Annotated in this window: 19 protein-coding genes, 1 tRNA gene and 1 pseudogene; 10 read left to right on the plus strand and 11 right to left on the minus strand. The window is 69.0% G+C overall.

Going from position 1 to position 26598, the window contains the following annotated elements; all coding sequences use genetic code 11:
* The first annotated feature begins 6 nt into the window (after positions 1-6).
* Positions 7-1233, plus strand: a complete 1227-nt coding sequence (locus EVS81_RS13450) for an acyl-CoA dehydrogenase family protein (RefSeq protein ID WP_130110815.1) — start codon at positions 7-9, stop codon at positions 1231-1233.
* A 93-nt stretch (positions 1234-1326) separates the two neighbouring features.
* Here the strand turns inward: EVS81_RS13450 and EVS81_RS13455 are convergent, their stop codons facing one another.
* Complete coding sequence (locus EVS81_RS13455; RefSeq protein WP_130110816.1) at positions 1327-2928, minus strand: aminotransferase class I/II-fold pyridoxal phosphate-dependent enzyme; 1602 nt, start codon at positions 2926-2928, stop codon at positions 1327-1329.
* A 74-nt stretch (positions 2929-3002) separates the two neighbouring features.
* Here EVS81_RS13455 and EVS81_RS13460 point away from each other — a divergent pair, with 74 nt between their 5' ends.
* Positions 3003-3959 carry a LysR family transcriptional regulator gene (locus EVS81_RS13460; RefSeq protein WP_130110817.1) on the plus strand — a complete coding sequence of 319 codons (957 nt, stop codon included), beginning with the start codon at positions 3003-3005 and terminating at the stop codon, positions 3957-3959.
* Here the strand turns inward: EVS81_RS13460 and EVS81_RS13465 are convergent.
* The 5 genes from EVS81_RS13465 to EVS81_RS13485 form a co-directional block, all read right to left on the minus strand.
* Entirely contained in the window at positions 3890-5008 is a 1119-nt protein-coding gene (locus EVS81_RS13465) for an amidohydrolase (RefSeq protein WP_165384273.1), read from the minus strand. The genes EVS81_RS13460 and EVS81_RS13465 overlap by 70 nt on opposite strands.
* Positions 5005-6441 carry a YfcC family protein gene (locus EVS81_RS13470; RefSeq protein WP_130110819.1) on the minus strand — a complete coding sequence of 479 codons (1437 nt, stop codon included), beginning with the start codon at positions 6439-6441 and terminating at the stop codon, positions 5005-5007. The genes EVS81_RS13465 and EVS81_RS13470 overlap by 4 nt, the downstream gene beginning before the upstream one ends.
* Positions 6438-7553, minus strand: coding sequence for a mandelate racemase/muconate lactonizing enzyme family protein (locus EVS81_RS13475; protein WP_130110820.1), 1116 nt, complete (start codon positions 7551-7553; stop codon positions 6438-6440). The genes EVS81_RS13470 and EVS81_RS13475 overlap by 4 nt, the downstream gene beginning before the upstream one ends.
* A 147-nt stretch (positions 7554-7700) precedes the next feature.
* Positions 7701-9110, minus strand: coding sequence for a hypothetical protein (locus EVS81_RS13480; protein ID WP_130110821.1), 1410 nt, complete (start codon positions 9108-9110; stop codon positions 7701-7703).
* Positions 9111-9198: 88 nt separating this feature from the next.
* On the minus strand, positions 9199-9846 hold the full coding sequence (locus EVS81_RS13485; RefSeq protein WP_130110822.1) for a TetR/AcrR family transcriptional regulator: 648 nt from the start codon (positions 9844-9846) through the stop codon (positions 9199-9201).
* A gap of 154 nt (positions 9847-10000) precedes the next feature.
* Here EVS81_RS13485 and EVS81_RS13490 point away from each other — a divergent pair, with 154 nt between their 5' ends.
* Complete coding sequence (locus EVS81_RS13490; protein ID WP_130110823.1) at positions 10001-11716, plus strand: amidase; 1716 nt, start codon at positions 10001-10003, stop codon at positions 11714-11716.
* 26 nt (positions 11717-11742) lie between these two features.
* Here EVS81_RS13490 and EVS81_RS13495 read toward each other — a convergent pair whose 3' ends face one another.
* A complete protein-coding gene (locus EVS81_RS13495; protein WP_130110824.1) occupies positions 11743-12279 on the minus strand; it encodes a MarR family winged helix-turn-helix transcriptional regulator in 537 nt (178 codons plus the stop codon).
* Positions 12280-12382: 103 nt separating this feature from the next.
* Between EVS81_RS13495 and EVS81_RS13500 the strand changes: the two genes are divergently transcribed.
* From EVS81_RS13500 to EVS81_RS13510, 3 genes are all read left to right on the plus strand, one after another.
* Positions 12383-12454, plus strand: a tRNA-Gln gene (locus EVS81_RS13500).
* Between the two features lie 135 nt (positions 12455-12589).
* On the plus strand, positions 12590-14032 hold the full coding sequence (glmU, locus tag EVS81_RS13505; RefSeq protein ID WP_130110825.1) for a bifunctional UDP-N-acetylglucosamine diphosphorylase/glucosamine-1-phosphate N-acetyltransferase GlmU: 1443 nt from the start codon (positions 12590-12592) through the stop codon (positions 14030-14032).
* Between the two features lie 3 nt (positions 14033-14035).
* Positions 14036-15013, plus strand: a complete 978-nt coding sequence (locus tag EVS81_RS13510) for a ribose-phosphate diphosphokinase (RefSeq protein ID WP_130110826.1) — start codon at positions 14036-14038, stop codon at positions 15011-15013.
* A gap of 120 nt (positions 15014-15133) precedes the next feature.
* On the opposite strand, the gene hutI is transcribed toward EVS81_RS13510, so the two are convergent.
* A complete protein-coding gene (hutI, locus tag EVS81_RS13515) occupies positions 15134-16354 on the minus strand; it encodes an imidazolonepropionase (protein ID WP_130110827.1) in 1221 nt (406 codons plus the stop codon).
* 142 nt (positions 16355-16496) lie between these two features.
* Positions 16497-18224 (minus strand): urocanate hydratase, encoded by a 1728-nt coding sequence (gene hutU, locus EVS81_RS13520; protein WP_130110828.1) that lies wholly within the window; start codon positions 18222-18224, stop codon positions 16497-16499.
* 458 nt (positions 18225-18682) lie between these two features.
* Here hutU and EVS81_RS16290 point away from each other — a divergent pair.
* Positions 18683-18802 (plus strand): annotated as a pseudogene (locus EVS81_RS16290) (IS3-like element ISAar45 family transposase); the annotation flags it as partial.
* 921 nt (positions 18803-19723) lie between these two features.
* Positions 19724-20716, plus strand: coding sequence for a matrixin family metalloprotease (locus tag EVS81_RS13525; RefSeq protein ID WP_130110829.1), 993 nt, complete (start codon positions 19724-19726; stop codon positions 20714-20716).
* Between the two features lie 228 nt (positions 20717-20944).
* Here EVS81_RS13525 and EVS81_RS13530 read toward each other — a convergent pair whose 3' ends face one another.
* Together EVS81_RS13530 and EVS81_RS13535 are read right to left on the minus strand one after the other, a co-directional pair.
* A complete protein-coding gene (locus EVS81_RS13530; RefSeq protein ID WP_240739859.1) occupies positions 20945-22480 on the minus strand; it encodes an APC family permease in 1536 nt (511 codons plus the stop codon).
* A gap of 464 nt (positions 22481-22944) precedes the next feature.
* Complete coding sequence (locus EVS81_RS13535) at positions 22945-24141, minus strand: DmpA family aminopeptidase (protein WP_240739860.1); 1197 nt, start codon at positions 24139-24141, stop codon at positions 22945-22947.
* 110 nt (positions 24142-24251) lie between these two features.
* Between EVS81_RS13535 and EVS81_RS13540 the strand changes: the two genes are divergently transcribed.
* Positions 24252-25766 carry an APC family permease gene (locus EVS81_RS13540; protein WP_130110830.1) on the plus strand — a complete coding sequence of 505 codons (1515 nt, stop codon included), beginning with the start codon at positions 24252-24254 and terminating at the stop codon, positions 25764-25766.
* Between the two features lie 157 nt (positions 25767-25923).
* On the plus strand, positions 25924-26589 hold the full coding sequence (locus tag EVS81_RS13545; protein WP_130110831.1) for a TetR/AcrR family transcriptional regulator: 666 nt from the start codon (positions 25924-25926) through the stop codon (positions 26587-26589).
* Positions 26590-26598: the final 9 nt, after the last annotated feature.

A 26598-nucleotide genomic window follows, 5' to 3' on the forward strand; every position in this document is an offset into this window, starting at 1 on the left:
GCACCGATGTCGCACGCCAGGTCTGCAAACGCCGCCCAGGGCACCGAGGAGCCGGGGTACGAGCTGTGGGAGCCGCTCGATCCCGATGTGGCGGGGGCGTTCCGCGGCGTGTCCGCGGAGGATCTTGCCTACCGCGATCGCGCTCGCGACTTCGTGCAGAACGAGGTGCGCCCGGTCATCGCCGGGGTGTGGGACCGCGCCGAGTACCCGCTCGATCTGGCCCGTCGCCTGGGCGAGCTCGACCTGCTGCGCGACGGGATCGATGTGCCCGGGTATCCGCGCCAGAGCCTCCTGGCCGCGAGCCTCGCGATGATGGAGCTCGCGCGCGGAGACGGTTCGGTCGCGACGATCGCCGGAGTGCAGGGCGGCCTCGCCCTGCGGTCCATCGCGGTGTGCGGCTCCGAGGCTCAGCGCGAGCGCTGGCTCGAACCGCTGGCGCGCGGCGTCGAGCTGGGCGCGTTCGCGCTGACCGAGCCCACGCACGGCTCAGACTCGGTGAGCCTCGAGACCCGGGCCGAGGGCGACGGAGACGGCTACGTGCTCACCGGTCGCAAGAAGTGGATCGGCTCGGGCAGCGTCGGGCAGATCGCCGTGGTCTGGGCGCGCGGCGATGACGGGCAGGTGCAGGGCTTCCTGGTGCCGCAGGATGCGCCGGGGTACCGCGCCACCACCATCGAGGGCAAGGTCTCGCTGCGCGCCATCTGGCAGGCCGACATCGTGCTCGACGGCGTGCGGCTCCCCGCCGAGGCCCGCATGCCGGGCGCCAACAGCTTCAAGGACACGGCCCGGGTGCTGCAGGCGACCCGGCTCGGCGTGGCGTGGTCGGCACTGGGGCACGCGCTCGGGGTGTACGAGACCGCGGTCCACTACGCGAAGCAGCGGGTGCAGTTCGGGCGTCCGCTCGCGGCCTCGCAGATCGTGCAGGCTCGGCTCGCCGAGATGCTGAGCCAGCTCACCTCGCTGCAGACCCTGCTCATGCAGCTCACCCGGGCCGAGGAGGCCGGCGAGCTGACCGGGCCCGGCGCGTCCCTCGGCAAGTACACGGCGACGCGCACGGCCCGCGCGATGGCCGCGAACGCGCGCGACCTGCTCGGGGGCAACGGAATCCTGATCGAGCACCGCGTGGCGCGGCACTTCGCCGACATTGAGGCGCTGCACACCTACGAGGGAACGGAGACGGTGCAGGCGCTCATCATCGGCCGCGAGATCACGGGGCTCTCGGCCTTCGCCTGATCGGCCGCCCGACTCCTCCCGGTCCGGCCCGGCCCGGCACGGCCCCGCCCGCGGCGCCTCGGGGCGCCGCAGCGCCTCGGGGCGCCGCGGGCCTCAGGCGACGACGCGAAAGGTCGACACCTCCGGGTCGGCCGCGCCGCGCACGTGGCCCGAGGGCGACGCCGCGGTGGCGCGCAGAAACCCGATCACGTGCTCGTCGAGCACCTCGCCCGGCATGACGTTGGGCACTCCCGGAGGGTAGGCGGCGAGTGAGTCTGCGCTGACCCGGCCGATCGCCTCGGAGTGCGGTACGGTCTCGACTGCGCTGAAGAACGCCTCGTCGAGCCCGATGGCGCGCTCGCACGGCGCCGGCAGTGCGATGGGACGGTCGGGCTCGAGCTCGGCCTGCGGCAGCGACTGGAGCGCCTCCCAGACCCGATCCACGTCTGCGGGCGAGGTCGCGCCGACGAGCAGCAGCAGGGCCGCGGGCGTCGACAGCTCGCAGGAGACGCGGTGGTCGCGCAGCAGCAGGTGCTGCGCGTCGTCGCCGGTGATGCCCGCGCCCCGCGTGTCGATCGCGATCTTGAACGGATCGTGCGCGATGGCGTCGGGACGGTTCAGGATGTCGGGGGTCGCGTCGCGGAAGCGGAGATCTGCGCGCACCAGAGCCCTGATCCGCTCGGCCGAGGCGAGCGCCCGCTCGATCATGTCGGGCCGGGTCACGAGATGCCGGCGCGCCTCGTCGAGCGAGGCGAGCAGCAGGCCGCTCGTGCTGGTCGACTGGTACGAGCGAACGACCCGGTCGACGAGAGACTCCAGGCGCTCGGCCTGCGGCCCGTGCCCGAGGTGCAGCATCGCCGTCTGGGCGAGGGATCCGGCACCCTTCTGCGTGCTCGAGACGACGAGGTCGGCCCCGAGCCGCGCCGCGTTCACGGGCAGGGCCGGATGCAGACCGAAGTGCGCGCCCCAGGCCTCGTCGACGATGAGCGGCACGCCGTGCCGATGCGCGACCTCGGCGATGGCGGCGACGTCGGCCACCGCGCCGAAGTAGCTGGGGGAGACGATGTAGACCGCCGCGCTCGCCGGGTGGTCTGCGAGCGCGGCCTCGACCTGCGCGGCGGTGACGCCGTGCGACGACCCCAACCCGGTGTCGACCGAGCCGTGCACGAAGCGCGGGGTGAGGCCGACGCGGGTGATGCCGTCGATGACGCTCGAGTGCACGCTGCGCTGCACGACGGCCTCGGTTCCGAGGCCCCGCACCGCGGTCGTGGCGATGTGATTGCCGCCGGACGCCCCCGTGGTGAGGAACCAGGTGCGGCTCGCTCCCCACGCCTCGGCCGCGAGCTGCTGAGCGCGTGCGATCGGCGTGCTGCGCCCGGGGGCGACGAGGCGCCAGCTCTCCTGATCCGCGTTGCTGAAGAGCATGGGGAAGTCGAGCTGCATGGTGCCGGCGCCGATGAGGTTCGAGACGCCGGGTGCGTTCTCGGGCCGCCCCTGGTGCGCCGGAACGTGGAGGCGCTGCCAGTCGTGGGCGGCGAGGGAGCGCAGTGCGTCGGCGAACGGGGTCTCGAAGTGGCGGGCGGGCACTTCGCCCGGGGCCTGGGCAGCGGCGGGTGCGGCGGGTGCGTCGGGTGCGGCGGGTGCGGCGGGTGCGGCGGGTGCGGCGGGTGCGGCGGGTGCGGCGGGTGCGGCGGGTGCGTCTGAGGTGTGGAGCATGATCCTGAGCGTAGGGGCAGAGGCACCCCGGCGATATAGCAGGAATTCGTCTCTCGTGACATAGTCTCTATTCCATGATGAATCTGCAGCAGCTCCGGGTGCTGCTCGCGGTGCGGCAGCACGGCAGCCTCACGAGTGCCGCTCGGGTGCTGCAGTACGGCGTGCCCACCGTGACCCACCACCTGCGCGGGCTCGAAGCCCACCTGGGCGCGATGCTGGTGGAGCGCAGCCGCTCGGGCACGCGGCTGACGCCGATCGGCGACTCGTTCGCCGAGGAGGCCGAGGCGGTGCTCGCGCGTCTCGACCGCGCGGAGCAGGCGGTGGCGGATCAGCGCGACGCCGGCCTCACCACGCTGCGCGTGGGCACCTTCGCGTCGATCGGCTCGCGTCTGCTGCCCGCGGCGATCGCCGCGCTGCAGCAGCGCACCTCGGTGCGCGTCGAGGTGGTGGAGGCCGAGCCGACGGAGGTGGTGCGGCTGCTGCGCGCCGGCGAGGTGCACGCCGGGCTGATCTACGACGCCTCTGCCGAGCCGGCGTTCGAAGCGCCGGATCTCGCCCTCGAGACGCTGCTGTCTGAGCCCTACCGCGTGATGGTGGCCCGTGAGAGCGAGTGGGCGCTGAGAGACACGCTCGACTTCGCGGAGCTGGCGAGCGTCGCGTGGCTGTGCAGCCGCAGCGACGACGAGGCGTCCGACCGGGTGCTGCGCCGCGTCTGTCGTGCGATGGGGCATCCGGTGCGCGCGCTCATGCGCACGGACGACCTGTACATGATCCACGGTCTGGTCGCGGAGGGCCTGGGGTGCGCGCTCACGACCGCCGCCGCGGTCGACGCGGACTTCGACGTGGTGCTGCGGCCCACGGTGCAGGATCTCGGTGAGCGACGCGTGATGTTCGTGTCCCAGCGCAGCGGGGGCCCGCCCGTGGTGCGGTGGCTCGGGGAGACGCTGCAGCGCATCGCAAGTCAGGCGGTTCCGTCGAGACAGGCCGCGAGCAGGATCTGCACCGCCGGCTCGAGTCGCGACGCGTCGTAGCGCATCTCCGGATCGTGCAGGCCCGGAGTCGCATCGGCGCCGATCCCGAGCATGGCGGCCTGCAACTGCGGGCGTCGCAGCGTATAGAAGTGGAAGTCGTCGGAGCCCGAGGTGACGCTGCGCGGCGCGACCGCCTCGGCGCCGGCGACGGCGCGGATCGCGGTGCTGAGGCGCCGCTCGGCACGATCGCCGATCACCGCCGCCGGCACGTAGTCCTCCTCCGAGAGCCGGATCTCGACGCCGTGGCGCAGTTCGAGCGCCGCGCCGATTCGGGTGATCTCCTCGCGCAGCCTGGCCATCGCCTCGTTGCTCTGCGCCCGCAGGTCGAGGCCGAACGCGGCCGATCCCGGGATCACATTGAGGTTGTCGCCTCCGGCGCGCACCGAGGTGAGCTTGGCCGAGGAGGGGATCTGCGGGTCCACGCGCAGCGCCGCGACCATGCCCGTGAACTCGGCGACGACCTCGATGGCGTTGACGCCGAGGTGGGGCCTCGCCCCGTGGTGGTCGCGACCAGTGATCGCGCCCCGCACGAAGCAGCAGGAGCCGTGGGAGATCGCCGGCGTGAAGCGCGGCGAGGGGAGCTCGCTCCCGGGCCTGAGGTGCACGCCGAACAGCAGGTCGAGGTCGTCGGCGACGCCCAGGTTCGCTACGGCGGCGGCGCCGTTCCCCTGTTCCTCGGCAGGTTGGTAGATGGCGCGCACTCCGTGCGGCAGGCGATCGCCGAGTTCGGCCAGCCGCAGCACGGTCTCGGTGACCACGGCCATATTGGCGTCGTGGCCGCAAGAGTGCACTACGGCGGTGCCTGCTTCCGTTCGGTGCGCGAGCGCATCGAGGTCGGCGCGCAGCCCGATCTGCGGCTCCCCGGGGCCCACGTCGACCGTGAACCCCGGGAACTCGGCGAACGGTCGCGGCTTCAGGCCGGCCTGCGTGAGCAGGGCAGCGAGGTAGCCGGACGTGCGATGCTCGCTCCAGCTCGGCTCGGGGTGCGCGGCGAGGTGGTCGCGAATCCTCTCGAGCCGAGTTGGCGCGTGGACAGCGGTCGAGGTCAACTGGGCACTCCGAATGCGGCGCCGATCATCAGCGCGATCGCCGCGATCACCATCCACATCACGATGAGCTTCCAGATGAATTTGAACCACAGTTCATAGGGGATGCGCGCGACCGCGAGGTACCCCATGAGCGCCCCCGAAGTGGGGATGATCGAGTTGGTGATGGCGTCTCCGTACTGGAACGCGAGCACCGCGACCTGGCGGTCGATGCCGAGCAGGTCCGAGAGCGGCACCATGAGCGGCATGGTGGTGGCGGCCATGCCGCTGCCCGAGGGGATGAAGAAGTTGAGGATCGACTGGAAGACGAACATGCCCAGCACGGTGAACACCGGCGGCCAGTCGGAGATGCCCGAGGCGATGAAATTGATGATGGTGTCGAGCGTCTGGCCATCCTGCATCACCACGAGGATCGCGCGGGCGAAGCCGACCACGAGCGCGCCGAACACGACCGAGCGCATGCCCTCGACGAGACTGGTGAACGAGCCGTTGACGCCGAGCTTGCCCACGAGACCCGAGAGCATGCCGATGATGAAGAAGCTCGCTGCCAGTTGATCGAGGAACCACCCCCAGTTGAAGACGCCCCACATGTTGATGCCGATCCCGACCGCCAGCATGAGCAGCACGAGTGCGCGGCGACGGGTGAGCTCGGGAATCGTCTCACTCACGGCGTAGTCGGTGGAACCGACCGCGCCGACGCGGCCGTAGAGGATCGAGGTCGAGGGGTCGTTTTTGACGCGGGCGGCGTACCGCATCACGAATACGATCGCGACGGCGAGGATCGGCACGTAGACGGCGGCGCGGAACCAGAAGCCGGAGAACAGCGGAACCTCGGCGATGCCCTGCGCGACGCCCACGGTGAACGGGTTCATCATGCCCCCGATGAACCCGGCCGCGGCCCCCGTGGCGACCATCGCCGTGCCGACGATGGCGTCGTAGCCGAGCGAGAGCGCGATACCGATGCCGATCGGGACGAAGATGATGCACTCCTCGGCCATGCCCGTCGTGAAGCCGAGCACGGAGAACACGATCATGACGAGCGGAATGATGAACTTCTGGCTGCGACCGATCTTCTGCACCAGCCGGTTGATGCCCGCATCGATCGCGCCGGTGGCCCGGATGACGCCGAACGCACCACCGACGAGGAAGATGTAGAAGACGATCTGCGCCGCCTCTTGCATGCCCCGAGGAATCGCCGTGACGATGTCGAACGGAGAGATGAGGGTCTTGGCGATCGTCTGGAAGGTGTCGGGCACGACCATCAGTCGACCGTCGACGTCGGCGCGCTCGAACTCGCCCGAGGGGACGACGTAGGAGAGCACGCCCATGAGGATCACGATCGAGAGAATGATCGCGTAGGTGTGAGGGATGCGGAGCCTGCTCCTGATACCGGGCTTCGGTGAGGACTCGGCAGTGTCCGCGGCATTGACGGTCATTCGACGATCAGCTCCTTTGCTGTGACGGTGAGGCGGTCGAGGGTGTCGAAGTCGAGGGTCACTCCCAGCCCGGGCCGGTCGGTGATCTCGACGCGGGGAAGCGGGAAGCGGAGATCGCCCGGTTCGATCGCGAATGCGACCGGGCCTGAGAGTTCGGTGGAGACGATGTCCCGGTGGGCGAGGGCCAGGTGATAGCCGGCGGCCGAGGAGACGCTGGTCTCGAGCATGGATCCGATCTGCACCGAGAGGCCGCCGAGCGCCGCCTGCGTGGCAAGGCGCTGGCAGGGGAGGATCCCGCCCGACTTCATGAGCTTGAGGTTGACCATGTCGACCGACTCGTCGAGCACCAGCCGCGCGAGATCCCCCTCGGTGATGACGGCCTCATCGGCCATGATCACGGCGTCGGTGTGCGGTCGCAGCCGCCGGAAGCCCAGCAGGTCGTCTGCGGCGATGGGCTGCTCGATCCAGTCGATGTCGAAGGGCTGGATCGCGGCGATCATGCGGCGGGCAGTGGGCACATCGCGCCAGCCCTGGTTGGCGTCGACCCTGATCCCGACGCCGGGGCCCACAGCCTCGCGCACGGCGCGCACCCGTGCGATGTCATGGGAAGCGTCGGAGCCGAGCTTCATCTTGAGGTGGGTGAACCCCTCCTCCACGGCTTCTCGCGCCTGCGCCGCCAGCTCTTCGGGCGGCAGGATGCTGAGCACCTTGGCGATCATGGGTGCTTCGGGCTTGCGCCCGCCGAGCAGGGCATGGACCGGCAGCCCGGCGTGCTTTCCGAGCAGGTCGTAGCAGGCGATGTCGACGGCGGCCTTCGCGGCTCCGTTGGCGACGAGGGCGGCGCCCATGCGTTCGTGCACCAGATTGAGGTTGCGCGGGTCGGTGTCGCGAAGCGCCGGGAGCAGGTGGGTCGCGAGCGCGGCCACCACGCCGTCGACGTTCTCGCCGGTGACGTGCTCATCCGGCACCGCCTCGCCGTAGCCCACGAGACCGGTGTCGGTGCGCAGTCTGAGGATCACGCTGGGCATGACGTCGTAGCGGGCGTAGGAGACGATGAATGGCACCTTGAGCGGCACCTCGATGACCCTGATGTCGGCGCTGACGATTCTCATCGGAGATCTACCTCTTCGTAAAATAGTGTCGTTTGAATGTCGCTAATAAGTGACAGTAGATGTTCGGCGAGGTCGCTGTCAATGCCACGAGCCATGATCTGCGCGCAGCGCTGCAGAGCCTTTCGATACCTCCCGCGCCCCTCTTGCTCAGAGCTGATGCGATGCGAGCGCGCGGGCGCGAGCCTCGAACTCGGCCGCGAGAGCGTACACCGTGCGCGGCCGGCCCGCGTCGAGCGGCTGCTCCTGACCGACGACCACGACCGCCCCGGCGTCGAGCAGCTTGCGCACCGCGCGTTCTGCCGTCCTGGGGGAGGTGCGGCTCGCCGCGGCCCACTCGGACGCCGTGAACGGGAGGAAATTGCGCCCGCCGAGGAACGTCAGCAGCCTGGTCACCGAGCGGGTCTGCATCGACGCGCTCGCCGCCAGGGCGTTCAGCCACGGTTCCGTATGCCGGGCGGTCTCGACGGTGGCTGGGCCGCCCAGTGGGCCGTGCACGCGCGTCTCCTCATCGACGAGAAATGCAGCATCGCCGGGAAACGCGAGGGCTCGCCGCAGCGCCTGCATGGCCCGATCCTCGGCCTCGTAGATGTGCCGGCCGATCCCGGCGCCGAGCGAGACCGAGTCTTCGACCCCGATCTCGGATGCGGTGCGTGCGGGCGTGAGGTGCTCGGCGGCGGCTCGCACCGCGACCGGGCGCCCCGCTTCACCGCCGAGCGCGGCGGTGAGCTCGGGCAGGCGCGCATCGAGCTCGGACCGCGTCGTGTAGAAGAGATCGAGCCCGCTCTGCTGCCAGGTGGCGAGACGGTGCGGCACCGGGGTCGCGAAGCCCTCGAGGATCGCCGAGAGCCGTGCCCGACGCCCGGCAGTCGCAGACTCCTCGGCGATCCCGCGGCTGCTGGTGAGGTAGACCGCAGCCAGCAGTGAGCCCTTCAGTCGGGTCACCGAGACCCGCTGTCGAGCGGCCTGCAGCAGATCGATCTCGTGCTGTACGGCGTCGACCATGAACATCACCGGCACTCCGGCCAGCTGCAGTCGGTCATGCACTGCGTGCACGCTCGTGATCGCGAGACGGGCGCCGTCCCGTTCGCGCCTGGCGACGTGGAAGTCGACGAGCGCGTCGATATCCACGGGGCGCGAGAAGCGGGACTCGTACACCCAGCGATAGTCGAACACCTGCCCGGGTGAGAGGAGGACTCCGGTGTCGCGTTCGACGGTCGGCACGATCTCCGGATTCGGCACGTCGATCGACAGGAGCGGGATCGGTACCCGATTGCGGACCGTTGCGCTGAGCAGCGAGGCCACGAGGACGTAATCGTTGAAGCGCCCCACGAGCACCGGCGTCGCGCTGTCCAGCTCTCTGCGGCGGTGATAGTGGGCGATGATGCCGGAGAAGCACACGGCATCGTTCTCGGCGAGCGCCGCGCGGTACTGCGCCCCGGTGTCGAGCGGGTCGGTGTAGGTGTAGCAGCGCAGCTCGATCCCCGCCGGAAGCTCCTCCGTCGAGCGCAGCCGCTCGACGGAGTGCTCCGATCCGATGAACCCGATGCGAACCGTCACCCACCCAGCTTGGCACAGCCGCTGCCGATGCTCCCCGCAGGCGCGATACCGCTGCGCAGGTCCCCTCGATTCTCGGTCGCGTGAGACGTCAAACGATGTCGACGAGCAGGCCCTGGGCGCGCAGGGCCGTGCGTACCGCCTCTTGCGCCTCGACCGCAGCGATCTGGCCCGTGAGCCAGCGGCCCGAGAGGCCCTCGACGAGCGCGGTGAGGATCAGCGCGGCCGCGTCGGGGTCCGCGGCCGCGGTCGTGTGCGGCTCGCCGTCGCGGGTGGCCTCGCGCACGAGGTCTCGCACCGCACGCTGCCAGTCGGCGGTCGACCGCGCGACCGCCGCGGCGCGGTCGGCGTCGAAGACCGCTGCCGCGCGCAACTCGTTCCACGCGGTGGAGCCGGCGCGCACCTGCGGGTCGTCGCCGAACTCGGAGCACAGCAGCGCGGCGAGGCGTTCGCCGGCGAGGGGCGCCGGAGTCGTCGAGTGAGCGGCGGATCCCGCGCCCGCAGCGGTGGATCCCGCGTCCGCAGCGGGGAGTGCCGCGGCGCGCCTGGCCGCGCTCTCGTTCACGTGATCGAGCGCCGCCTGCAGCAGCCCGTCGCGATCGCCGAAGTGGTAGGGGAGCAGCCCGATCGACACCCCGGCTTCGCGCGCCACATCGCCCATGCGGAACCCCCGCAGGCCCGCGCGCGCGATCACCCGCTCGCACGCCTCGAGAATGCGATCCCTCGCGTCGTTCGCCATAGTCGCAGCTCCTTCCTCGCCGCCGGATCCGCTCGGCCGCTTGACACTCGGGCGCTCACGACTGAAACTGTTTTCAGGATACGCTCTGCGCATCGATCGGGGCAACGGCCGCGATGCGGCTGCGGGGCGTCTGGCACAGAGAGACGAGGAATCCATGGGCGACCGCACCGAAGCGTTCGAGCTGATCGAGGCGAGCATCGCAGACGTGCTCCAGGCCCTGCGCAGCGGCGAGATCACGAGCGTCTGGCTCACCGAACGCTATCTCGCCCGCATCGAGGCCTACGACCGGGGACCGGACGGGCTGCACGCCGTGGTCGTGCCGAACCCTGCAGCGCTCGACGAGGCGGCGGCCTCCGACCGGCGCTGGCGCGAGGGAACCCCCCGGCCGCTCGAGGGCGTCCCGTTCACGGTCAAGGACTCCTACATGGCGGCGGGGCTCACCGTCGCCTCCGGTTCGCCCGCGTTCGAGAAGCTGGTGGCGCAGTGGGACGCGTTCTCCGTGGCCCAACTGCGCGAGGCGGGAGCGGTGCTGCTGGGCAAGACCAACATGCCCCCCATGGCCGACGGCGGCATGCAGCGCGGTGTCTACGGCCGCGCCGAGAGCCCGTACAACCGCGACTACCTCGCCGCCGCCTACGCGTCGGGCTCGTCGAACGGCTCGGGCGTCTCGACCGCCGCCAACCTCGCCGTGTTCGGCATGGGCGAGGAGACCGTGTCCTCCGGCCGCAGCCCGGCGTCCAACAACGGGCTCTGCGCCTACACCCCGAGCTGGGGGATCCTGAGCATCCGCGGCAATTGGCCGCTGTTCCCGGCGCGCGACGTCGTCGTGCCGCACACCCGCTCCATGCCCGACATGCTGCGCCTGCTCGACGTGCTGGTGCAGGACGACCCGATCACCCGGGGCGACTTCTGGCGCAACCAGCACGCGGTGGCGCTGCCGCGACCCAGCGAGCACCGTCCCGCCTCCTATCTCGAACTGCTGGAGCCCGCGGAGCATCCCGAGCCGCTGCGCGGCAAGCGCTTCGCCGTGCCGCGCATGTACCTCGGCGAAGATCCCGAGTTTCCGATCGCGGTGCGGCCGTCGGTGCTCGCCCTCTGGACGCAGGCTAAGGCGCGGTTGGAGCGCCTGGGCGCCGAGGTCGTGGTGACCGGGTTCCCGCTCATCGAGCAGTACGAGGGGGATCGGCCCGGCCAGGAGAACGTCGGGGCGCTGGGTGTGCTGCCCGACGGGTGGATGGACACCGAGTTCACCGACTTCCTCGCCTTCGGCTGGGACGACTTCCTCAAGGCCAACGGAGATCCCGCCATTCCCGAGCTCGCGGTCGTCGATCCCGACACGATCTTCCCGCAGCCCCCGGGCACGCTGCCGGACCGCTACGAAGAGGTGGAGGACTACGCCAACCGCTACCGTGCGACGGTGGCGTACGCGCGGGCGGGCATTCCGGATCCGCGCGAGCGCGACGACTTCGCCGACGGCCTGCGCGCCCTCGTACAGCTGCGCGAGCGCCTCTTCGAGAGCTGGCTCGCCGAGAACGGCTTCGACGGCGTGGTGTTCCCGGCGAACGCCGACGTGGGGCGGGAGGACGCAGAGCGGGATCCGGATGCGGCCGACCACGCCTGGTCGAACGGCGTCTTCTTCTCGAACGGCAACTACGCGCTGCGCCATCTCGGAATCCCGACGGTCACCGTGGCCATGGGAGTCATGGACGACATCGGCATGCCCGTCGGGCTGACATTTGCGGGTGCCGCGTACTCGGATCCGCGGCTGCTCGGCTACGCGGCGGCCTTCGAGGCGGGCGAGTCGGGCACCCTGCGCCGTCCGCCGGCCTCCGCTCCGGCGCTGCCGCAGGACCGCGTCCCCGCCGGTTGAACGAGCGGACCGAGTCGAAACCCAGCTCAATCGGTGCGCGGCAGCTCGATCGGCCCCGTGATCGGTTCGAACCGGTCGACGCTCAGGGCGAGGCGCCGCAGCAGTACAGCGAGACGGTCCCGCTCCGAGCGGGGCAGTCCGCCGAGCAGCCGCTCCTCGGCGTCGCTCAGACGGGTCATCGCCGCGTCGACGAGCGTGAGTCCCAGCTGAGTCATCTCGACGAGCACCCCGCGGCCGTCATTGGGGTCGGTGAGCCGGCGCACGAGCCCCCGTTCGACCATGCGGTCGATCCGGTTGGTCATCGTGCCGCTCGAGACCATGGTCTGGTGCACGAGCACTTTGGGGCTCTGGGTGAAGGGCTCTCCGCTGCGCCGCAGCACGGCGAGCACGTCGAACTCCCACGAGGTGAGGCCGGAACGCTCGAAGGCGTGCGCCCGTGCGCGATCCACGTGCTTGGCGATGCGCCACAGCCTCGAGAACACGGTGAGCGGAGCCAGGTCGAGATCGGGGCGCTCCCTGCCCCATGCGGCGATGATCCGATCGACCTCGTCCTCGTATTTCATTCCACCATTATCGAGCCTCGGACGGCCCACGTGCGAGCGCGCTCCCGCGGGCACGCGCGACAGGCCTCGATCTGGCAGAATTGTACGGTGCCGAACGGCGCGATCCGCCTTGGTGTAATGGCAGCACGACAGCCTTTGGAGCTGTGAGGTCTAGGTTCGAGTCCTAGGGGCGGAGCGAGCATCGGTGAAGCGAAGCTTCACCGACTCGCTCCGAAAACGGCGCTCACCAGCGCCGAGAATTGAGGGAAGCGCAGCTTCTCCGTGTGTCGGGAGCGGTCACCCCGCCCCGCGTACGAAAGGAAGAACCATCATGCCAGAACGCTCCCTAGCCGTCATCATCCTCGCGGCGGGTCAAGGCACTCGCATGAAGTCGTCCCTGCCGAAGGTGCTGCACCGCATCGGCGGCCGCTCCCTGATCGCGCACGTGCTCGACACCGCGGCCGGGCTCTCGCCCGAGCAGGTGCTCGCGGTCGTGCGGCACGAGCGGGAGCGCGTGGCCGAGGCTATCGTCGACCACGCGCCGGACACGGTGATCGTGGATCAGGACGCGGTGCCGGGCACGGGACGCGCTGTGGAGCAGGCGCTGGCCGCGCTGCCGCAGCACTTCGACGGATCGGTGGTCGTGCTCTCGGGTGATGTGCCGCTGATCGACGCGGGCACGCTCGACCGACTGGTGCGCGGGCACCTCGAGGGCGGGCGGGCGATGACGATGCTCTCCGCCATCGCAGAGAATCCCACGGGCCTCGGCCGCATCCTCCGCGACAGCGGCGGCTCGGTGACGGGCATCGTCGAGGAGAAGGACGCCGATGAGGCGCAGCGTCGCATCACGGAGATCAACGGGGGCGTCTACGTGTTCGCGCGGCGCGCGATCGAGGCGGCGCTCGCGGAGATCGATACGAACAACGCGCAGGGCGAGAAGTACCTCACGGATGCGGCGGCGCGGATCCTCGCGAGCGGCGGCGGGGTCGAAGCCGTCGCGACCGATGACCCGTGGCTCGTCGCGGGCGTCAACGATCGCGCGCAGCTCGCCGAGGCCGGGCGCGAGATGAACGCCCGCACGGTGCGCGCGCACCAGCGCGCGGGCGTCACGATCCAGGATCCCGCCACGACCTGGATCGACGCCGACGTCTCGATCGAGCCAGACGTCGAGATCCTCCCGGGCACGTTCCTGCAGGGGGCGACCTCGATCGCGAGCGGCGCGGTGATCGGGCCCGACACCACCCTCGTCGATTGCGAGGTGGGAGAGGGCGCTCGGATCCGCCGCAGCGAGGCGACGCTCGCCGTCTTCTCTCCCGGCGTCGAGGTGGGGCCGTTCGCCTTCATCCGTCCCGGCACCGAGCTGGGCGCAGGCGGCAAGATCGGGGCGTTCGTGGAGACCAAGAACGCCAAGATCGGCGACGGGAGCAAGGTGCCGCACCTCAGCTACGTCGGCGACGCGACGATCGGCGACGGGAGCAACGTCGGGGCGGGCACGATCTTCGCCAACTACGACGGCGTGCGCAAGCATCAGACGCAGGTCGGCGACGCAGTGCGGATCGGTTCGAAGAATGTGCTCATCGCGCCGGTTACTATTGAAGACGGCACGTACACGGCGGCCGGAACCGTCGTGCGGAAGGACGTCCCCTCAGGGGCGCTGGCGCTCAATGTGGCGCCGCAGCGCAACATCGAGGGGTGGGTCGCCGAGCATCGGCCCGGCACCAGCACCGCGGAAGCGGCGGAACGATCGAGAACTGCGAAGGACGGCGGGAAGTAGTACATGAGCAAGATCGAGATGGCGGGGCAGAAGAAACTCGTCCTCATCACCGGCCGGGCGTATCCTGAGCTGGCCGAGCAGGTCGCCGCCGAGCTCGGCGCCGAACTCGTTCCTACCGATGCGCGCACGTTCGCCAACGGCGAGCTCTACGCCCGCTTCGACGAGAGCGTGCGCGGCTCGGACGCGTTCGTGATCCAGTCGCACACCAATCCCATCAACGAGTGGCTCATGGAGCAGCTCATCATGGTGGATGCGCTGAAGCGCGCTTCGGCCAAGCGCATCACGGTCGTCGCGCCCTTCTACCCCTACTCCCGACAGGACAAGAAGGGCAGGGGCCGCGAGCCCATCTCGGCCCGCCTCGTCGCCGATCTGTTCAAGGCGGCGGGCGCCGACCGCATCATGTCGATCGATCTGCACGCGCCGCAGATCCAGGGCTTCTTCGACGGTCCCGTCGATCACCTCTTCGCCATGCCCGTGCTGCTCGACCACTTCAAGAAGACCATCGACCGCGATGACCTGACCGTCGTCTCGCCCGACATGGGTCGCGTGCGCGTCGCCGACGTGTGGAGCGACCGGCTCGACGCCCCGCTCGCGATCATTCACAAGCGGCGTGATCCGCTCGTGCCGAATCAGGTCTCGGTGCACGAGATCGTCGGCGAGGTGAAGGATCGCTGGTGCGTGGTGGTCGACGACATGATCGACACGGGCGGCACGATCGCAAAGGCGGCCGAGGCGCTCAAGGCCAATGGTGCCAAGGGCGTCACCATCGCGTGCACGCACGCCATTTTCTCGGGTCGCGCGACCGAGCATCTGTCGCAGGAGTTCATCGACCAGGTCGTGGTCACCGACACGCTGCCGGTGGGCCCCGAGAAGCGCTTCGACAAGCTCACGGTGCTGCCGATTGCGCCGCTGCTGGCGAAGGCGATCCACGAGGTCTTCGAGGACGGCTCGGTTACCTCGATGTTCGAGGGCGCGGCCTGAAAGCGGGACGAGGCGCAGTCCAGGTAGGAGATCGCGATTCAGGAGGACGATTCACCGGCGGAACGTCCTCCTGAATCGCGATCTCCTATTTGGATCGCGGTATTCGAGACCCGCGCGAGTTCAGGCCACCCGCGCGCCCGCGCGCCAGACTGCGGCGGTGAGCGGCATGCCCGGGCGGTAGGCGAGGTGCGTCACCGAGGGCGCCTCGAGCACCTGCAGGTCGGCGCGGGCGCCGGGCCGGATCGCCCCGACGGCGGGCTGCATCTGGCCGAGGGGATCCCGCCAGCCGTGCTCGTGCATGCCGAGCGCGATCGCGCCGCCGAGCGTCGCCGCCCGCACCGCCTCCTGCACGGAGAGGCCCATCTGCAGCACGGCGGTCGCCACGCAGAAGCCCATCGAGCTGGTGTACGACGTTCCGGGGTTGCAGTTGGAGGCGATCGCCAGCACCGCGCCTGCGTCGATGAGCCGGCGCGCCGGGGCGAGGGGCATGCGGGTCGAGAGGTCGCAGGCGGGGAGCACGGTCGCCACGGTGCCGCGAGCGCCGTCGCTCCAGGATCCGGCCAGTGCCTCCACGTCGGCGTCGTCCAGGAAGCCGAGATGGTCGACGCTCAGCGAGCGGTGCTGCACCGCGAGGCGGACGCCGGGACCGTGGCCGAGCTGGTTGCCGTGCACACGAGTGGCAAGCCCCCTCGCGGCCGCGGCCTCGAGCACGCGAGCCGAGGCGCTCTCGTCGAAGGCTCCCGCCTCGCAGAACACGTCGACCGCGCTGACGATCGGCGCGACCGCGTCGAGCATCGGCCCGGTCACGAGGTCGAGATAGGCCCGCGGATCCTGCCCGCCCGGAACCACATGCGCCCCCAGGAATGTCACGGCGTCGGCCTGCTCGGCCGCGATCCGCGCGCTGCGCACCTCGTCGTCGACCGTGAGACCGTAGCCGGTCTTCGTCTCCAGCGTGGTCGTGCCGCCCCGGCGGGCCTCGGCGACGAGCCGCGCGAGGTTTTCGGCGAGTGCAGCGTCGGTGGCCGCCCGGGTCGCCTCGACGGTCACGTTGATGCCGCCCGCGGCATACGCCTCGCCGGCCATGCGCGCCTCGAACTCCGCCGTGCGGTCGCCGGCGAAGACCATGTGGGTGTGCGAGTCCACCCAGCCGGGTAGCACTGCGCGCCCCGCCGCGTCGAATCGCTCGTCGGCGGGAGGAGCGGCGGCGGCCGCACCGACCCACGCGATCCGGCCGTCATCGATCACCACGGCGGCTTCGCGCAGGCGACCTCCGACGCCCTCACCGAGCGACGCGTCGTTCGTCGTGAGCTCGCCGATGCCGTCGATCAGTAATGCAGTCACAGTTCTACTTTCGCACCAAGGAGAGGGGCGCGGTGGCGGATTTCCGATTCTGGCGCTTTTGCGGCTGAACGATGTGCGATATTGCACATCGAGAAGACGCAATGTCGTGCTGGAATCGGGAATCCGCCACCGCGAACCGGGGTCACCAGGCGGTGTCGGTGTTGCGGATGGTGGGTGTCATGGGAACCCGCACGCCGCGCTCGCCGGCGACGTCGACCGCGCGCTGGTAGCCGGCGTCGACGTGCCGGATCACGCCCATTCCCGGGTCGTTGGTCAGCAGGCGCTCGAGCTTCTCGGCTGCGAGCGGCGTGCCATCGGCGACCGAGACCTGGCCGGTGTGGACGGAGCGGCCGATGCCGACGCCGCCGCCGTGGTGGATGGACACCCAGGTCGCACCCGAGGCGGTCGCGGTGAGCGCGTTGAGCAGCGGCCAGTCGGCGATCGCGTCGGAGCCGTCGGCCATGGCCTCGGTCTCGCGGTACGGCGAGGCGACCGACCCCGAGTCGAGGTGGTCGCGGCCGATCACGATCGGCGCCGAGACCTTGCCCTCGGCCACGAGCCGGTTGAAGAGCAGGCCGGCCTGGTGCCGCTCGCCGTAGCCGAGCCAGCAGATGCGGGCCGGGAGGCCCTCGAACTCGACGCGCTCGGCGGCGGCGTCGAGCCACTTGTGCAGGTGCGTGTTCTCCGGGAAGAGCTCCTTGAGCGCCTCGTCGGTCACACGGATGTCTTCGGGGTCTCCCGAGAGCGCGGCCCAGCGGAACGGCCCGAGGCCCTCGCAGAACAGCGGGCGGATGTAGGCCGGCACGAAGCCGGGGAATTCGAAGGCCCGGTCGTAGCCGCCCGTGCGGGCCTCGTCGCGGATCGAGTTGCCGTAGTCGAAGACCTCGGCGCCCGCATCCTGGAACTCGACCATGGCCTTCACGTGCGCGGCCATCGCGGCCTGCGCGTCCCTGGTGAACTGCTCGGGATCCGCCTCGGCGCGCTCCAGTCGCTCCTCGACCCGGTAGCCGATGGGCAGGTACGACAGCGGATCGTGGGCCGACGTCTGGTCGGTCACGAGGTCGATCGTGATCTCGCCCGCACGGTGGCGGCGCAGGATCTCGGGGAACACCTCGGCGGCATTGCCCACGAGGCCCACCGACCAGCCGCGCTGCTCGTCCTTCGCCTGCTGCACTTTGGCGAGCGCCTCGTCGAGGTCGGTGACGACCTCGTCGAGGTAGCGCTTGCCCGCGCGGCGGTCGAGGCGGGTCTTGTCGACGTCGACGATGAGGCAGGCGCCGTCGTTCAGCGTCACCGCGAGGGGCTGGGCGCCGCCCATGCCGCCGCAGCCGCCGGTGAGCGTGATGGTGCCGGCGAGGGAGCCCTTGCCCGCGACAGTCTCGATGCGATTCTGGCCCTGCAGCTTGCGGCCCGCCGCGGCGAAGGTCTCATAGGTGCCCTGCAGGATGCCCTGGGTGCCGATGTAGATCCACGATCCCGCGGTCATCTGGCCGTACATGAGCAGCCCCTCGGCCTCGAGCTTGCGGAACTCGGGCCAGTTGGCCCAGTCGCCCACGAGGTTCGAATTGGCGATGAGCACGCGGGGTGCCCACTTGTTGGTGCGGAACACGCCGACCGGCTTGCCCGACTGCACGAGCAGGGTCTCGTCCTCCTCCAGATCGCGCAGCGTGTCCGCGATGGCGTCGTAGGCCTCCCAGCTGCGGGCAGCGCGGCCGGTGCCGCCGTAGACGACGAGATCGTCGGGCCGCTCGGCGACCTCGGGGTCGAGATTGTTCATGAGCATGCGCAGCGGTGCCTCGGTCTGCCAGCTCTTCGCCGAGAGCTCGGTGCCGCGGGGAGCGCGGACGGGGCGGGCGCCGGGGAGCGTCATGGTGGGGTCCTTTCGATCGTGTGCGGCGGCGATGCCGCGATGGATCCATCCCACCGCGTCTCGGTGCTCGGGGCAATGAACTCCTCGGCTCGCATGTCCGGGATCCCGGACGCGGACCGCCGCCGACGCCGAGCGAGTGGACGTGGCGCCGATCGGGGAAGCGGAGCGTGTCGCCGATTGGGCGAGCTGACGCTGCAGACCCAGACCGATCCACTACACCGGCACGGTGCCCTCCAGTCCGACCGCCGCTGGTTCCGCAACCCGGTGGCTGAACGGGACCCTGTGCAGGCATATTGCGCGAATGCGCTCCACGATGCTCTCCTTGAGGATTCCGAGTTCGGGTATCGGTTCCTCGCTGATGAAGCGAAGAGCCTCGGTGAACCGATGTGTGACCGGACTGCGTGGCTGCTCTGCCGTGATCCGCGCTGGCGGTGACGCGTTGAATAGCGCCGTGCTTCGCCGTGGTGACGTGGATCGAGCGCACCTATCATCGACGTCGCAGACAGGCCCGATTGGGGCGGTTGACGCCAATCGAATACGAGACCATCATCAACAACCAGGTCGCACTCGCTGCCTGACCAAACGGTCACCCTGACTGCGACACTACTGAGAATAGGCTGCCCAGTGCCGTCAACTCCCTCGCATGCAGATTCTGGAGCGGATACATAGCCGCACTGTACCAAATCTCCGGTATCCGCATACCTAAACTCTCCTGAAGCATACTGAGTGCGATTCGTGTGAGGTTAGATTTTCTCCACAGCCGGGGCTCAAATTGAGAAGGCCATCTACAGGCCTTCCACGCAAACCCGGGTAATTACGCACCATTCTCAAAGAGGTCGGCAATGAGTGTCTCAAGGATGAGGCCTACGTTTCCAGTTACCATCTCCGGATCATGTACCCGGCGCCAGGGCAGTTGGCGACGAAGAGCCGGTTCGGGCTGAGCGGGCACAGAGATGAGTTCATTCATGAGAACTTGGCTTTCTGAACATGCAGAACCATGTCTTCGTTCGCGCCGGTACACACGATTTGCCGCTGGCTTGAGAACTCGAACCGCTCTGCCGTCAACTCGTGCCAGAAATGCCGCTGCCCCTGGGTACGGGAAGGACTAGTGCAGTTCGGTTGAACCTCTCGACAAGGGAGTGGCTGTCACAACTGGCTCCTTCAGTGCGCTGTGGCTCATTGTTTCAGCGTGGAGCTTGTATACGCAGTTTGGCCGACGATAGGAGAACTTTATGCACGGCTCGCAAATACCTCAAGAAGCACCTGGGGTCTTGTGTCAGAGCAAGATCAAAAAGGTTACAAAATGGCTGCCCCTGGGTCTCGTGTCTCTAGTGCTTGTATCGCTTATTCCGATACCGATCACCGTTCATTCCAGCTCATCCTGCACTCTTCAGCGACCTTCCGCATGTGTCGAGAAGCAATTCGTGCAGTGGACTCCCGTCTATAGATTCTTCGTTCGCTAACGAATCCCACCCCGCAGGAAAGGAACCCCGAAGGAAATGAAGAAGCTCATACCGCCAGTAGCTCTCGCGGCACTCGTCGTCCTCCCTGCGTCTCCGGCGCAAGCGCTTGATGATGAAACCATCCACTTGGAAGAACTTGCTACGGTGCACGTGGCTGAAGAAGAAACAACGTTTCTGATTCTTCCGGATGGTAGAGAGTTTGCTTTGCCGCCTCCTGGGTTCGAAGTAGCCGCAGAAGCCCTAACCACAGAAGGGTCTCCTGAAGTTCTTCCAGTGCTGATCGTCACCGATGAAGATGGGGCTGCCGCAATTCGGATCGGCGACGAGGCCGTAGGAAGTGAAGCAGGTCTCGAGCGCTTAGCTGAGATTGAATCGCTGCTTGAAGAGGAGGAACGGTCATTGCAGGTCCCTCATGGCGCCTCCGGGATCGCTCCTCTTGCTTCACCCATCAAATGCAGCTCATGGGACTCGGTGTTGCTCGGGCATGATTGGGCCAGCCGAAACGTCGAGTGGCAATACAATCCGGCAAACCAAAAAGGCACTGATGCGGCGGCAACTCTTCAACGAGCTGCCAATCGCTGGAAAGGAACGCTTTCGGATGGCTGCGGGTTTACGGCTTCCTCAAAACTGAGAACGAGTTATGCAGGAACCACTACCCGTGCTCCGCTAAATAATAGCTCTGGCGGTTGTGGAGCTTGGAGTGCTGCGCTCAACACGAAGGGCTGGGGCTCGTTGCCTACCGACACGCTCGCCAACGCCTGCACGTACACAGTGGGTGCTTACCCGTACCGTTCGGACCACAAATACAACACCAGATATGCCTGGAATACTGGAAGTAGCACGTCCTGCTCAGGGAGCAAATACGATTTGCAGGGGGTGGCAACCCACGAGTTCGGTCACACCTACGGGCTCGGACACTCCAGCCAGTCGAACAACCAGGTGATGAAGCCCTCGGCCAACGCGTGCGAGTCCGCTATGCGCACACTCGGCAGAGGGGACATTCGAGGGATGAGCTACCTCTACGGCTAGTTGCCCCACACCGTCGAAAAGCCGATGCTGGTAGGGAGAACGGTGTCTTCTGCCCGCATCGGCTTGAGAACTCGAATAGCGTCACCGGTGATTGCAGCACTGTCGAGGCGCACGCCGAGAGGAGGGCTTCTCGGGCTGATCCGCCAGATCAGGCCAGAAGCTTCTCCTCTCGGCGCAGGGGGGGGCGGCGTCGCTGCGCCGCCGGCCCGCGGAAGGGGCCTCTCGCGCCTACTGCTCCACCACGTCGACCATCTCGGTGCCGTAGGCGCCGGGCTCGGTGCCGTGACCGATCTGCCGGTAGATCTCCGGCTTTCTGGCGCGCAGCACGAGCGCCCAGATGATGCCGACGATGGCGGCCACGAAGATCATGCCGGGCAGGATGAAGGTGGTGGCGTTGGGCTCGTCCTGATCCAGCATCAGCTGGAAGTTGCTCAGGATCATGATGAACACCCACAGCAGCGCGAGACCGGAGACGACCGGTGCGATCACGGTCGTCCAGACGCTGAGCCCGCGGTTGTTGCGCCGGAAGAAGCAGATCACGGCGACTGCGATGACGGCCATGAGCAGCACGAGCGCCGCAGCGCCGGTGTTCGTCAGCCAGGTGAACATGGTGAGCACCGGGTAGAGGAACGCCATGTCGCCGAACATCGACTCGGCCGCGCCGAAGGCGTCACCGGTCAGCGCGAAGCCGGCCACGACGACCACGGCGATCACGGTCTGGGCGACGGAGCCCGCCCAGGGCGCCCCGGACCGGCTCGTGCGGCTGAACCACGTCGGCAGCACGCCCTCGCGGCCGAGCGAGAAGAAGTAGCGGGCGACGGCGTTGTGGAAGGCCTGCAGCGCGGCGAAGAGGCTCGTGAGGAACAGGAGGGTCATGATGTCCGAGAAGATCACACCCACCTGATCGGTCATGAACACGAACATCAGGTCGGGGCCGAACGTCTGCGACTGCTCGACGACCTGCGAGGGGCCGATGCCCACCGAGAACGCCCAGGCGCTGAAGGCGTAGAAGACGCCGATGATGGCGACCGCCGCGTAGGTGGCGCGGGGCACCGTGCGCTTCGGATCCTTCGCCTCCTCGCCGTAGATCGCGGCACCCTCGAAGCCCATGAAGGCGGCCACGCCGAAGACGAGGATGATGCCGAGTGCCGGCCCGAAGAGCGCGGCCGGATTGAGCGCCGCTGCGGTCACGCCCTCCGGGGCATGACCGAGCGCGACGATGTCGAAGACGATGACGACGAGGAACTCGAGCGCCACGAGCACGCCCAGCACCTTCGCCGAGAGATCGACGCGGTTCACGCCGAGCACGCCGACGACGACGATGCAGAGGAGGATCCAGACCCACCAGGGCGAGGCGAAGCCGAACTTGGTCTCGAGGAAGATGGAGAGCTGGAAGCCGAACAGGCCGTAGATGCCGATCTGCATCGCGTTGTAGGCGACGAGCGCGACGAGCGAGGCTCCCACGCCGAGCGGCCGGCCGATACCCTGGGCGATGTACGCGTAGAAGGCGCCGGCGTTCGTGATGTAGCGGCTCATGGCGGTGTAGCCCACCGCGAAGACCGCGAGGATCACCGCGATGAGCAGGAAGCCGAGCGGCACACCGAGCGATTCGGTGACGGCGAACGATGTGGTGACACCGCCGGCGACCACCGTCAGGGGGGCCGAGGCCGCGATGATCATGAAGGTGATCGCGGGGACTCCGAGCGTCCGGCGGCTGAGCCCCGGATCGTGTTGCGCCGTTTCCGGCGTCGCGTGGGCACTCATGCTGTGACTTCCTCTCGTGGCTGCGCTGCGCACCTGCTTCGGCGCTGAAGGCTCTACGCGTCCGAGTCTAAGTACGGGCCCGGAAACGGCGAAGGGCAGGACTGTGCACAGCGCGCACGGCCCATGAGGATCGGCGCACGGCTATCCAAATGGACAGTCTGTGGAGCGGTTCGCCGGGGAGGGTCCGCCACCGTCATTCTGCGCGCAGTCGCAGAATCTGCGCTTGTGGATCCTGCGACTACGTTCGCTACGCTCACTCCGCGCAGGATGACGGAGGAGGCGGGGGTGCGCTCACTCCGCGCAGGATGACGGAGGAGGCGGGGGTGCGCTCTCGTCGCGCAGGATGACGGAGGAGGCGGGGGTGCGCTCACTCCGCGCAGGATGACGGAGGATGCGGGGGTGCGCTCTCGTCGCGCAGGATGACGGAGGAGGCGGGAGGAGGTGCTGGGGGCGCGGCGGGAGGGTCACGCGGCGTCGAACGCCGCGCGCACCTCCTCGTGCGGCAGCGCGAAGCTCGTGTGCCCGTCGCGGCCGGTCATGTCCCGCGCGGCGATGAGCGCGTTGCAGACCGCCTCCTCGGTGGCCTGCACGACCGCCTCGAAGAAGGGGTCGATGCCGCCCCAGGCCACGTGCGAGAGCTGCTCGACGGCGATGCCGTCGCCGGCCATCCGCGAACCGAGCGCCCCCTCGTTCGCGGTTGAGAAAGCGAGGAAGATGTCGCCCGAGAAGTGGCTGCCGGTGGTTCCGGTGCGGGCGAGGCCGAGCGGCACGCGGCGCGCGAGCGCACGGCACTGGTCCGGCAGCAGGGGCGCGTCGGTGGCCACGACCACGATCACGCTGCCCGCGCCGGGGGCGGCCACGGCGCCGGCTCCTGCCTCGCGCGCGAACCAGCCGCTGGTCTCCATGGGGTTCGGGGCCTGCGACGCGGGGCCGAGCGGGCGCCCCGCGATCCTGAGCTCCTTGCGCGAGCCGAAGTTCGCCTGCAGCAGCACCCCCACGGTCCAGCGCTCGTCGCCCGAGCGCACGATCCGCGATGCCGTGCCGGTGCCGCCCTTGAACCCGTAGCAGTTCATGCCGGTGCCGCCGCCGACGTTGCCCTCGGCGACCGGGCCGCTCGCTGCCGCGTCGAGGGCCGCGACGGCGTGCTCCGGGCGCACGGTGTCGGCGTTGATGGAGTTGAGGTAGCCGTCCCAGGTCTCGCCGACGACGGGGAGCATCCATGAGGCAGCCGATGCCGGGTGGTGCTGCGCCATCCAGCGATCGACGCCGCGGTGCACGGCGCCGACGGCGTGGGAGTTCGTGATCGCGATGGGGGCCTGCAGCTGGCCCGACTCCTCGATCCAGCTACGGCCCGTGAGTTCGCCGTTGCCGTTGAGCACCGCGACGCCGGCGGCGCACGGCCCGCCGGCTGCGGCGCGGCCGCGGGGCAGGATCGCGGTGACGCCCGTGCGGGCGACCGCGGGCTGATCCTCGAGGATCGTGACGAGCCCCACTTCGAGGCCGGGCACGTCGGTGATGGCGTTCCAGCGGCCCGGTTCGCCGTCGCTGGGGACGCCGAGGTCGCGCGCGCGGGGGGCTCCCGGGTCGGCGCCGCCGCCGGCGCCGGTGCCGGCCTCAGGGGCGGGGTCGGATGCCATCGATCCATCCTCGATCTTGAACATTGTTTAATCCTTTCGTCTGTGATTACATTACAGGCGATAACGAAATGCAGGAAGAACTTGATCATTGTTCAGCAAGCGCAGTGATCTCGGAGTCAGACAAGGGAGTCCGCATGTCCACCGCACCCACCCCATCGTCGCACCGCGGAAGCGGGCAGCTCGCCCGAGGTCGCCTCGGCACCTGGGACATCGTGTTCTTCGTGGTCTCGGCCGCAGCGCCCCTCACGGTGATCCTGAGCGGTGCCGTCACGACCTTCCGGCTGGGCGGTATCGGCGCACCCGGCGCCATCCTGTTCTGCGCCGTGGTGCTCGTCCTCTTCGCGCTCGGCTTCACCGCGATGTCGAAGAGCGTGCGCAACGCGGGAGCCTTCTACGCCTACGTGTCACGAGGGATCGGCAAGCCGTTCGGTCTCGGGGTCTCCTCGGCCACGGTCTTCGCCTACATCTCACTCGTCATCTCCTTCTACGGGTTCATCGGCTTCTTCGCGCAGTTCACCTTCGCCGAGCTCTTCGGTCTCGACCTGCCCTGGGGTGTCTGGTCGCTCATCGCCGTCGGGCTCGTCGCGTTCCTCGGCTACCGCAAGGTCGACGTCGGCGCGAAGGTGCTCGGCGTGCTGCTGACCCTCGAGGTCGCGATCCTGCTGGTCTTCGCGATCGCCGCGCTCGCCGACGGCGGCCCCGAGCCGTGGAGCCTCGTCTCCTTCGACCCGCAGAACGTGTTCTTCGCGCCGGCCGCGGGAACGCTCTTCATCGTGGGCTTCGGCGCTTATCTGGGTTTCGAGAGCACGGCGATCTACGCCGAGGAGGCGAAGCGCCCCGAGCGCACGATCCCGCGCGCCACGATCATCGCCATCGCGTTCCTGGGCCTGTTCTACGCGTTCACCTTCTGGGTGCTGACCGTCGCGTTCGGGGTGGACGGCGTGCTCGAGATGGCGCGCAGCGACGCGTTCGAGACCATGGTGATCACGGGCACGGAGAATCTCGCCGGCGCCTGGGCCGCCTTCGCCATGAAGGCGCTGATCGTCACCAGCTTCTTCGCGTGCGTGCTCGCCTTCCACAACGCCTGCACCCGCTACCTGTTCTCGCTCGGACGCGAGGGGCTGCTCCCTCGAGCGCTCGGCCGCACCAGCGCGCGCAGCCAGTCGCCGGCGGTCGCGAGCCTGACGCTCAGCGCGTGCTGCGCGATCGGCGTGCTCATCGCGATCCTCGTGAACGCCGACCCCTTCCTCGGCCTGGCCCTCTGGACCTACGCGACGGGCGTGCAGGGTCTCGTCTTCGCGCAGGCCTTCACCGCCATCGCGGTCGTCTGGTACTTCGCGAGGGATCGTCGCGGGCACAGCGTCTGGCGCGTGGTCGTCGCCCCGGTGCTCGGCGCGCTCGGCCTGGTCGTCGGATTCGTCCTGATCGTCACCAACTTCGAGGTGGTGACGGGGCTCGAGGGGCCGATCAACCAGATCCTGCTGCTGCCGACGCCGATCCTGTTCTTCGGCGGGATCACGGTCGGCCTCGTGCTCAAGGCGCGCAGACCGGAGTACTACGCGGGGCTCACGGAGTCGGTGCGGGTCGTGCCGCAGGAGGAGCTGCCGGAGGAGCAGCGGGAGCGGGAAGAGCCGGAACCCGCCCGCTGATGCGGGATCCCCGATCCGCGATCCCGGATCCTTCGCTCCGAGGGATCCGCTCCCCGAGGGATCCGCCCCTCCAGGGATCTTCGCCCCGAGCCCTCCGGCGGCCGCGCGTCGCGCCGGAGGGCTCGGGGCCGTCCTGCGTACGAATAAGCTGGAGCGCATGAACGCGACCGCACGCCGTCGATCGGAACGCCGCGAGGACATCGTCCGCGCATTCTGGCGCGTCGCCCGGTCGAATCCCCGGCGGGTGAACGTGCGATCGGTCGCGGCCGAGGCGGAGATGAGCCCCGCCAACGTGCTGCACTACTTCGCCAGTCTGGGGGAGCTGCAGATGACGGCGATCGCGGGGGCGCTCGAGCAGTTCTTCGAGCGACGCCAGGCGATCCTCGACCGCTCCGAGAGCGCGACCGCACGCATCGCGGCGATGATCGAGGCCGGCGTGCCCGACACCATCAGCGATGAATTGCGCCACGTCTACGAGAGCGTCGGCATTCTCGCCGACCACCCGGAGTACCTGCCCGCGCACCGCGCGCTCACGGATCGGCAGGTCATGCTCTACCGCACCCTCATCGAGATCGGCGCGGGCACCGGCGAGTTCGCGCTCGCGTCGCCGCCCGGGATGATCGCCCGCAATCTGGTGGCGCTCGAGGACGCCTATGACCTGTACCCGCTCGTGGGCGACCAGACCCCGCGGGAGGAATGCCGCGCCGCCGTGCGCAGCTACGCCGAGCTGGCGCTCGGCATTCCCGGGCGCCTCACGGGCGGCCCCGGATCCGGGGATCCCGGCACCGCCGCGTTCGGATCCGGGGATCCCGACTCCGCCTGAATCGACGAC

It is taken from the genome of Leucobacter triazinivorans (assembly GCF_004208635.1).
Lineage (GTDB): Bacteria > Actinomycetota > Actinomycetes > Actinomycetales > Microbacteriaceae > Leucobacter > Leucobacter triazinivorans.

Coding starts and splice junctions, on each gene's coding strand:
- EVS81_RS13530 (WP_240739859.1), bottom strand. CDS start 22,480: ATGAGTGCCCACGCGACGCCGGAAACGGCGCAACACGATCCGGGGCTC.
- EVS81_RS13495 (WP_130110824.1), bottom strand. CDS start 12,279: ATGAAATACGAGGACGAGGTCGATCGGATCATCGCCGCATGGGGCAGG.
- EVS81_RS13485 (WP_130110822.1), bottom strand. CDS start 9,846: ATGGCGAACGACGCGAGGGATCGCATTCTCGAGGCGTGCGAGCGGGTG.
- EVS81_RS13535 (WP_240739860.1), bottom strand. CDS start 24,141: ATGTTCAAGATCGAGGATGGATCGATGGCATCCGACCCCGCCCCTGAG.
- EVS81_RS13475 (WP_130110820.1), bottom strand. CDS start 7,553: ATGAGAATCGTCAGCGCCGACATCAGGGTCATCGAGGTGCCGCTCAAG.
- EVS81_RS13455 (WP_130110816.1), bottom strand. CDS start 2,928: ATGCTCCACACCTCAGACGCACCCGCCGCACCCGCCGCACCCGCCGCA.
- EVS81_RS13545 (WP_130110831.1), top strand. CDS start 25,924: ATGAACGCGACCGCACGCCGTCGATCGGAACGCCGCGAGGACATCGTC.
- EVS81_RS13540 (WP_130110830.1), top strand. CDS start 24,252: ATGTCCACCGCACCCACCCCATCGTCGCACCGCGGAAGCGGGCAGCTC.
- EVS81_RS13460 (WP_130110817.1), top strand. CDS start 3,003: ATGATGAATCTGCAGCAGCTCCGGGTGCTGCTCGCGGTGCGGCAGCAC.
- glmU (WP_130110825.1), top strand. CDS start 12,590: ATGCCAGAACGCTCCCTAGCCGTCATCATCCTCGCGGCGGGTCAAGGC.
- EVS81_RS13510 (WP_130110826.1), top strand. CDS start 14,036: ATGAGCAAGATCGAGATGGCGGGGCAGAAGAAACTCGTCCTCATCACC.
- hutU (WP_130110828.1), bottom strand. CDS start 18,224: ATGACGCTCCCCGGCGCCCGCCCCGTCCGCGCTCCCCGCGGCACCGAG.
- EVS81_RS13525 (WP_130110829.1), top strand. CDS start 19,724: ATGAAGAAGCTCATACCGCCAGTAGCTCTCGCGGCACTCGTCGTCCTC.
- EVS81_RS13490 (WP_130110823.1), top strand. CDS start 10,001: ATGGGCGACCGCACCGAAGCGTTCGAGCTGATCGAGGCGAGCATCGCA.
- EVS81_RS13470 (WP_130110819.1), bottom strand. CDS start 6,441: ATGACCGTCAATGCCGCGGACACTGCCGAGTCCTCACCGAAGCCCGGT.
- EVS81_RS13450 (WP_130110815.1), top strand. CDS start 7: ATGTCGCACGCCAGGTCTGCAAACGCCGCCCAGGGCACCGAGGAGCCG.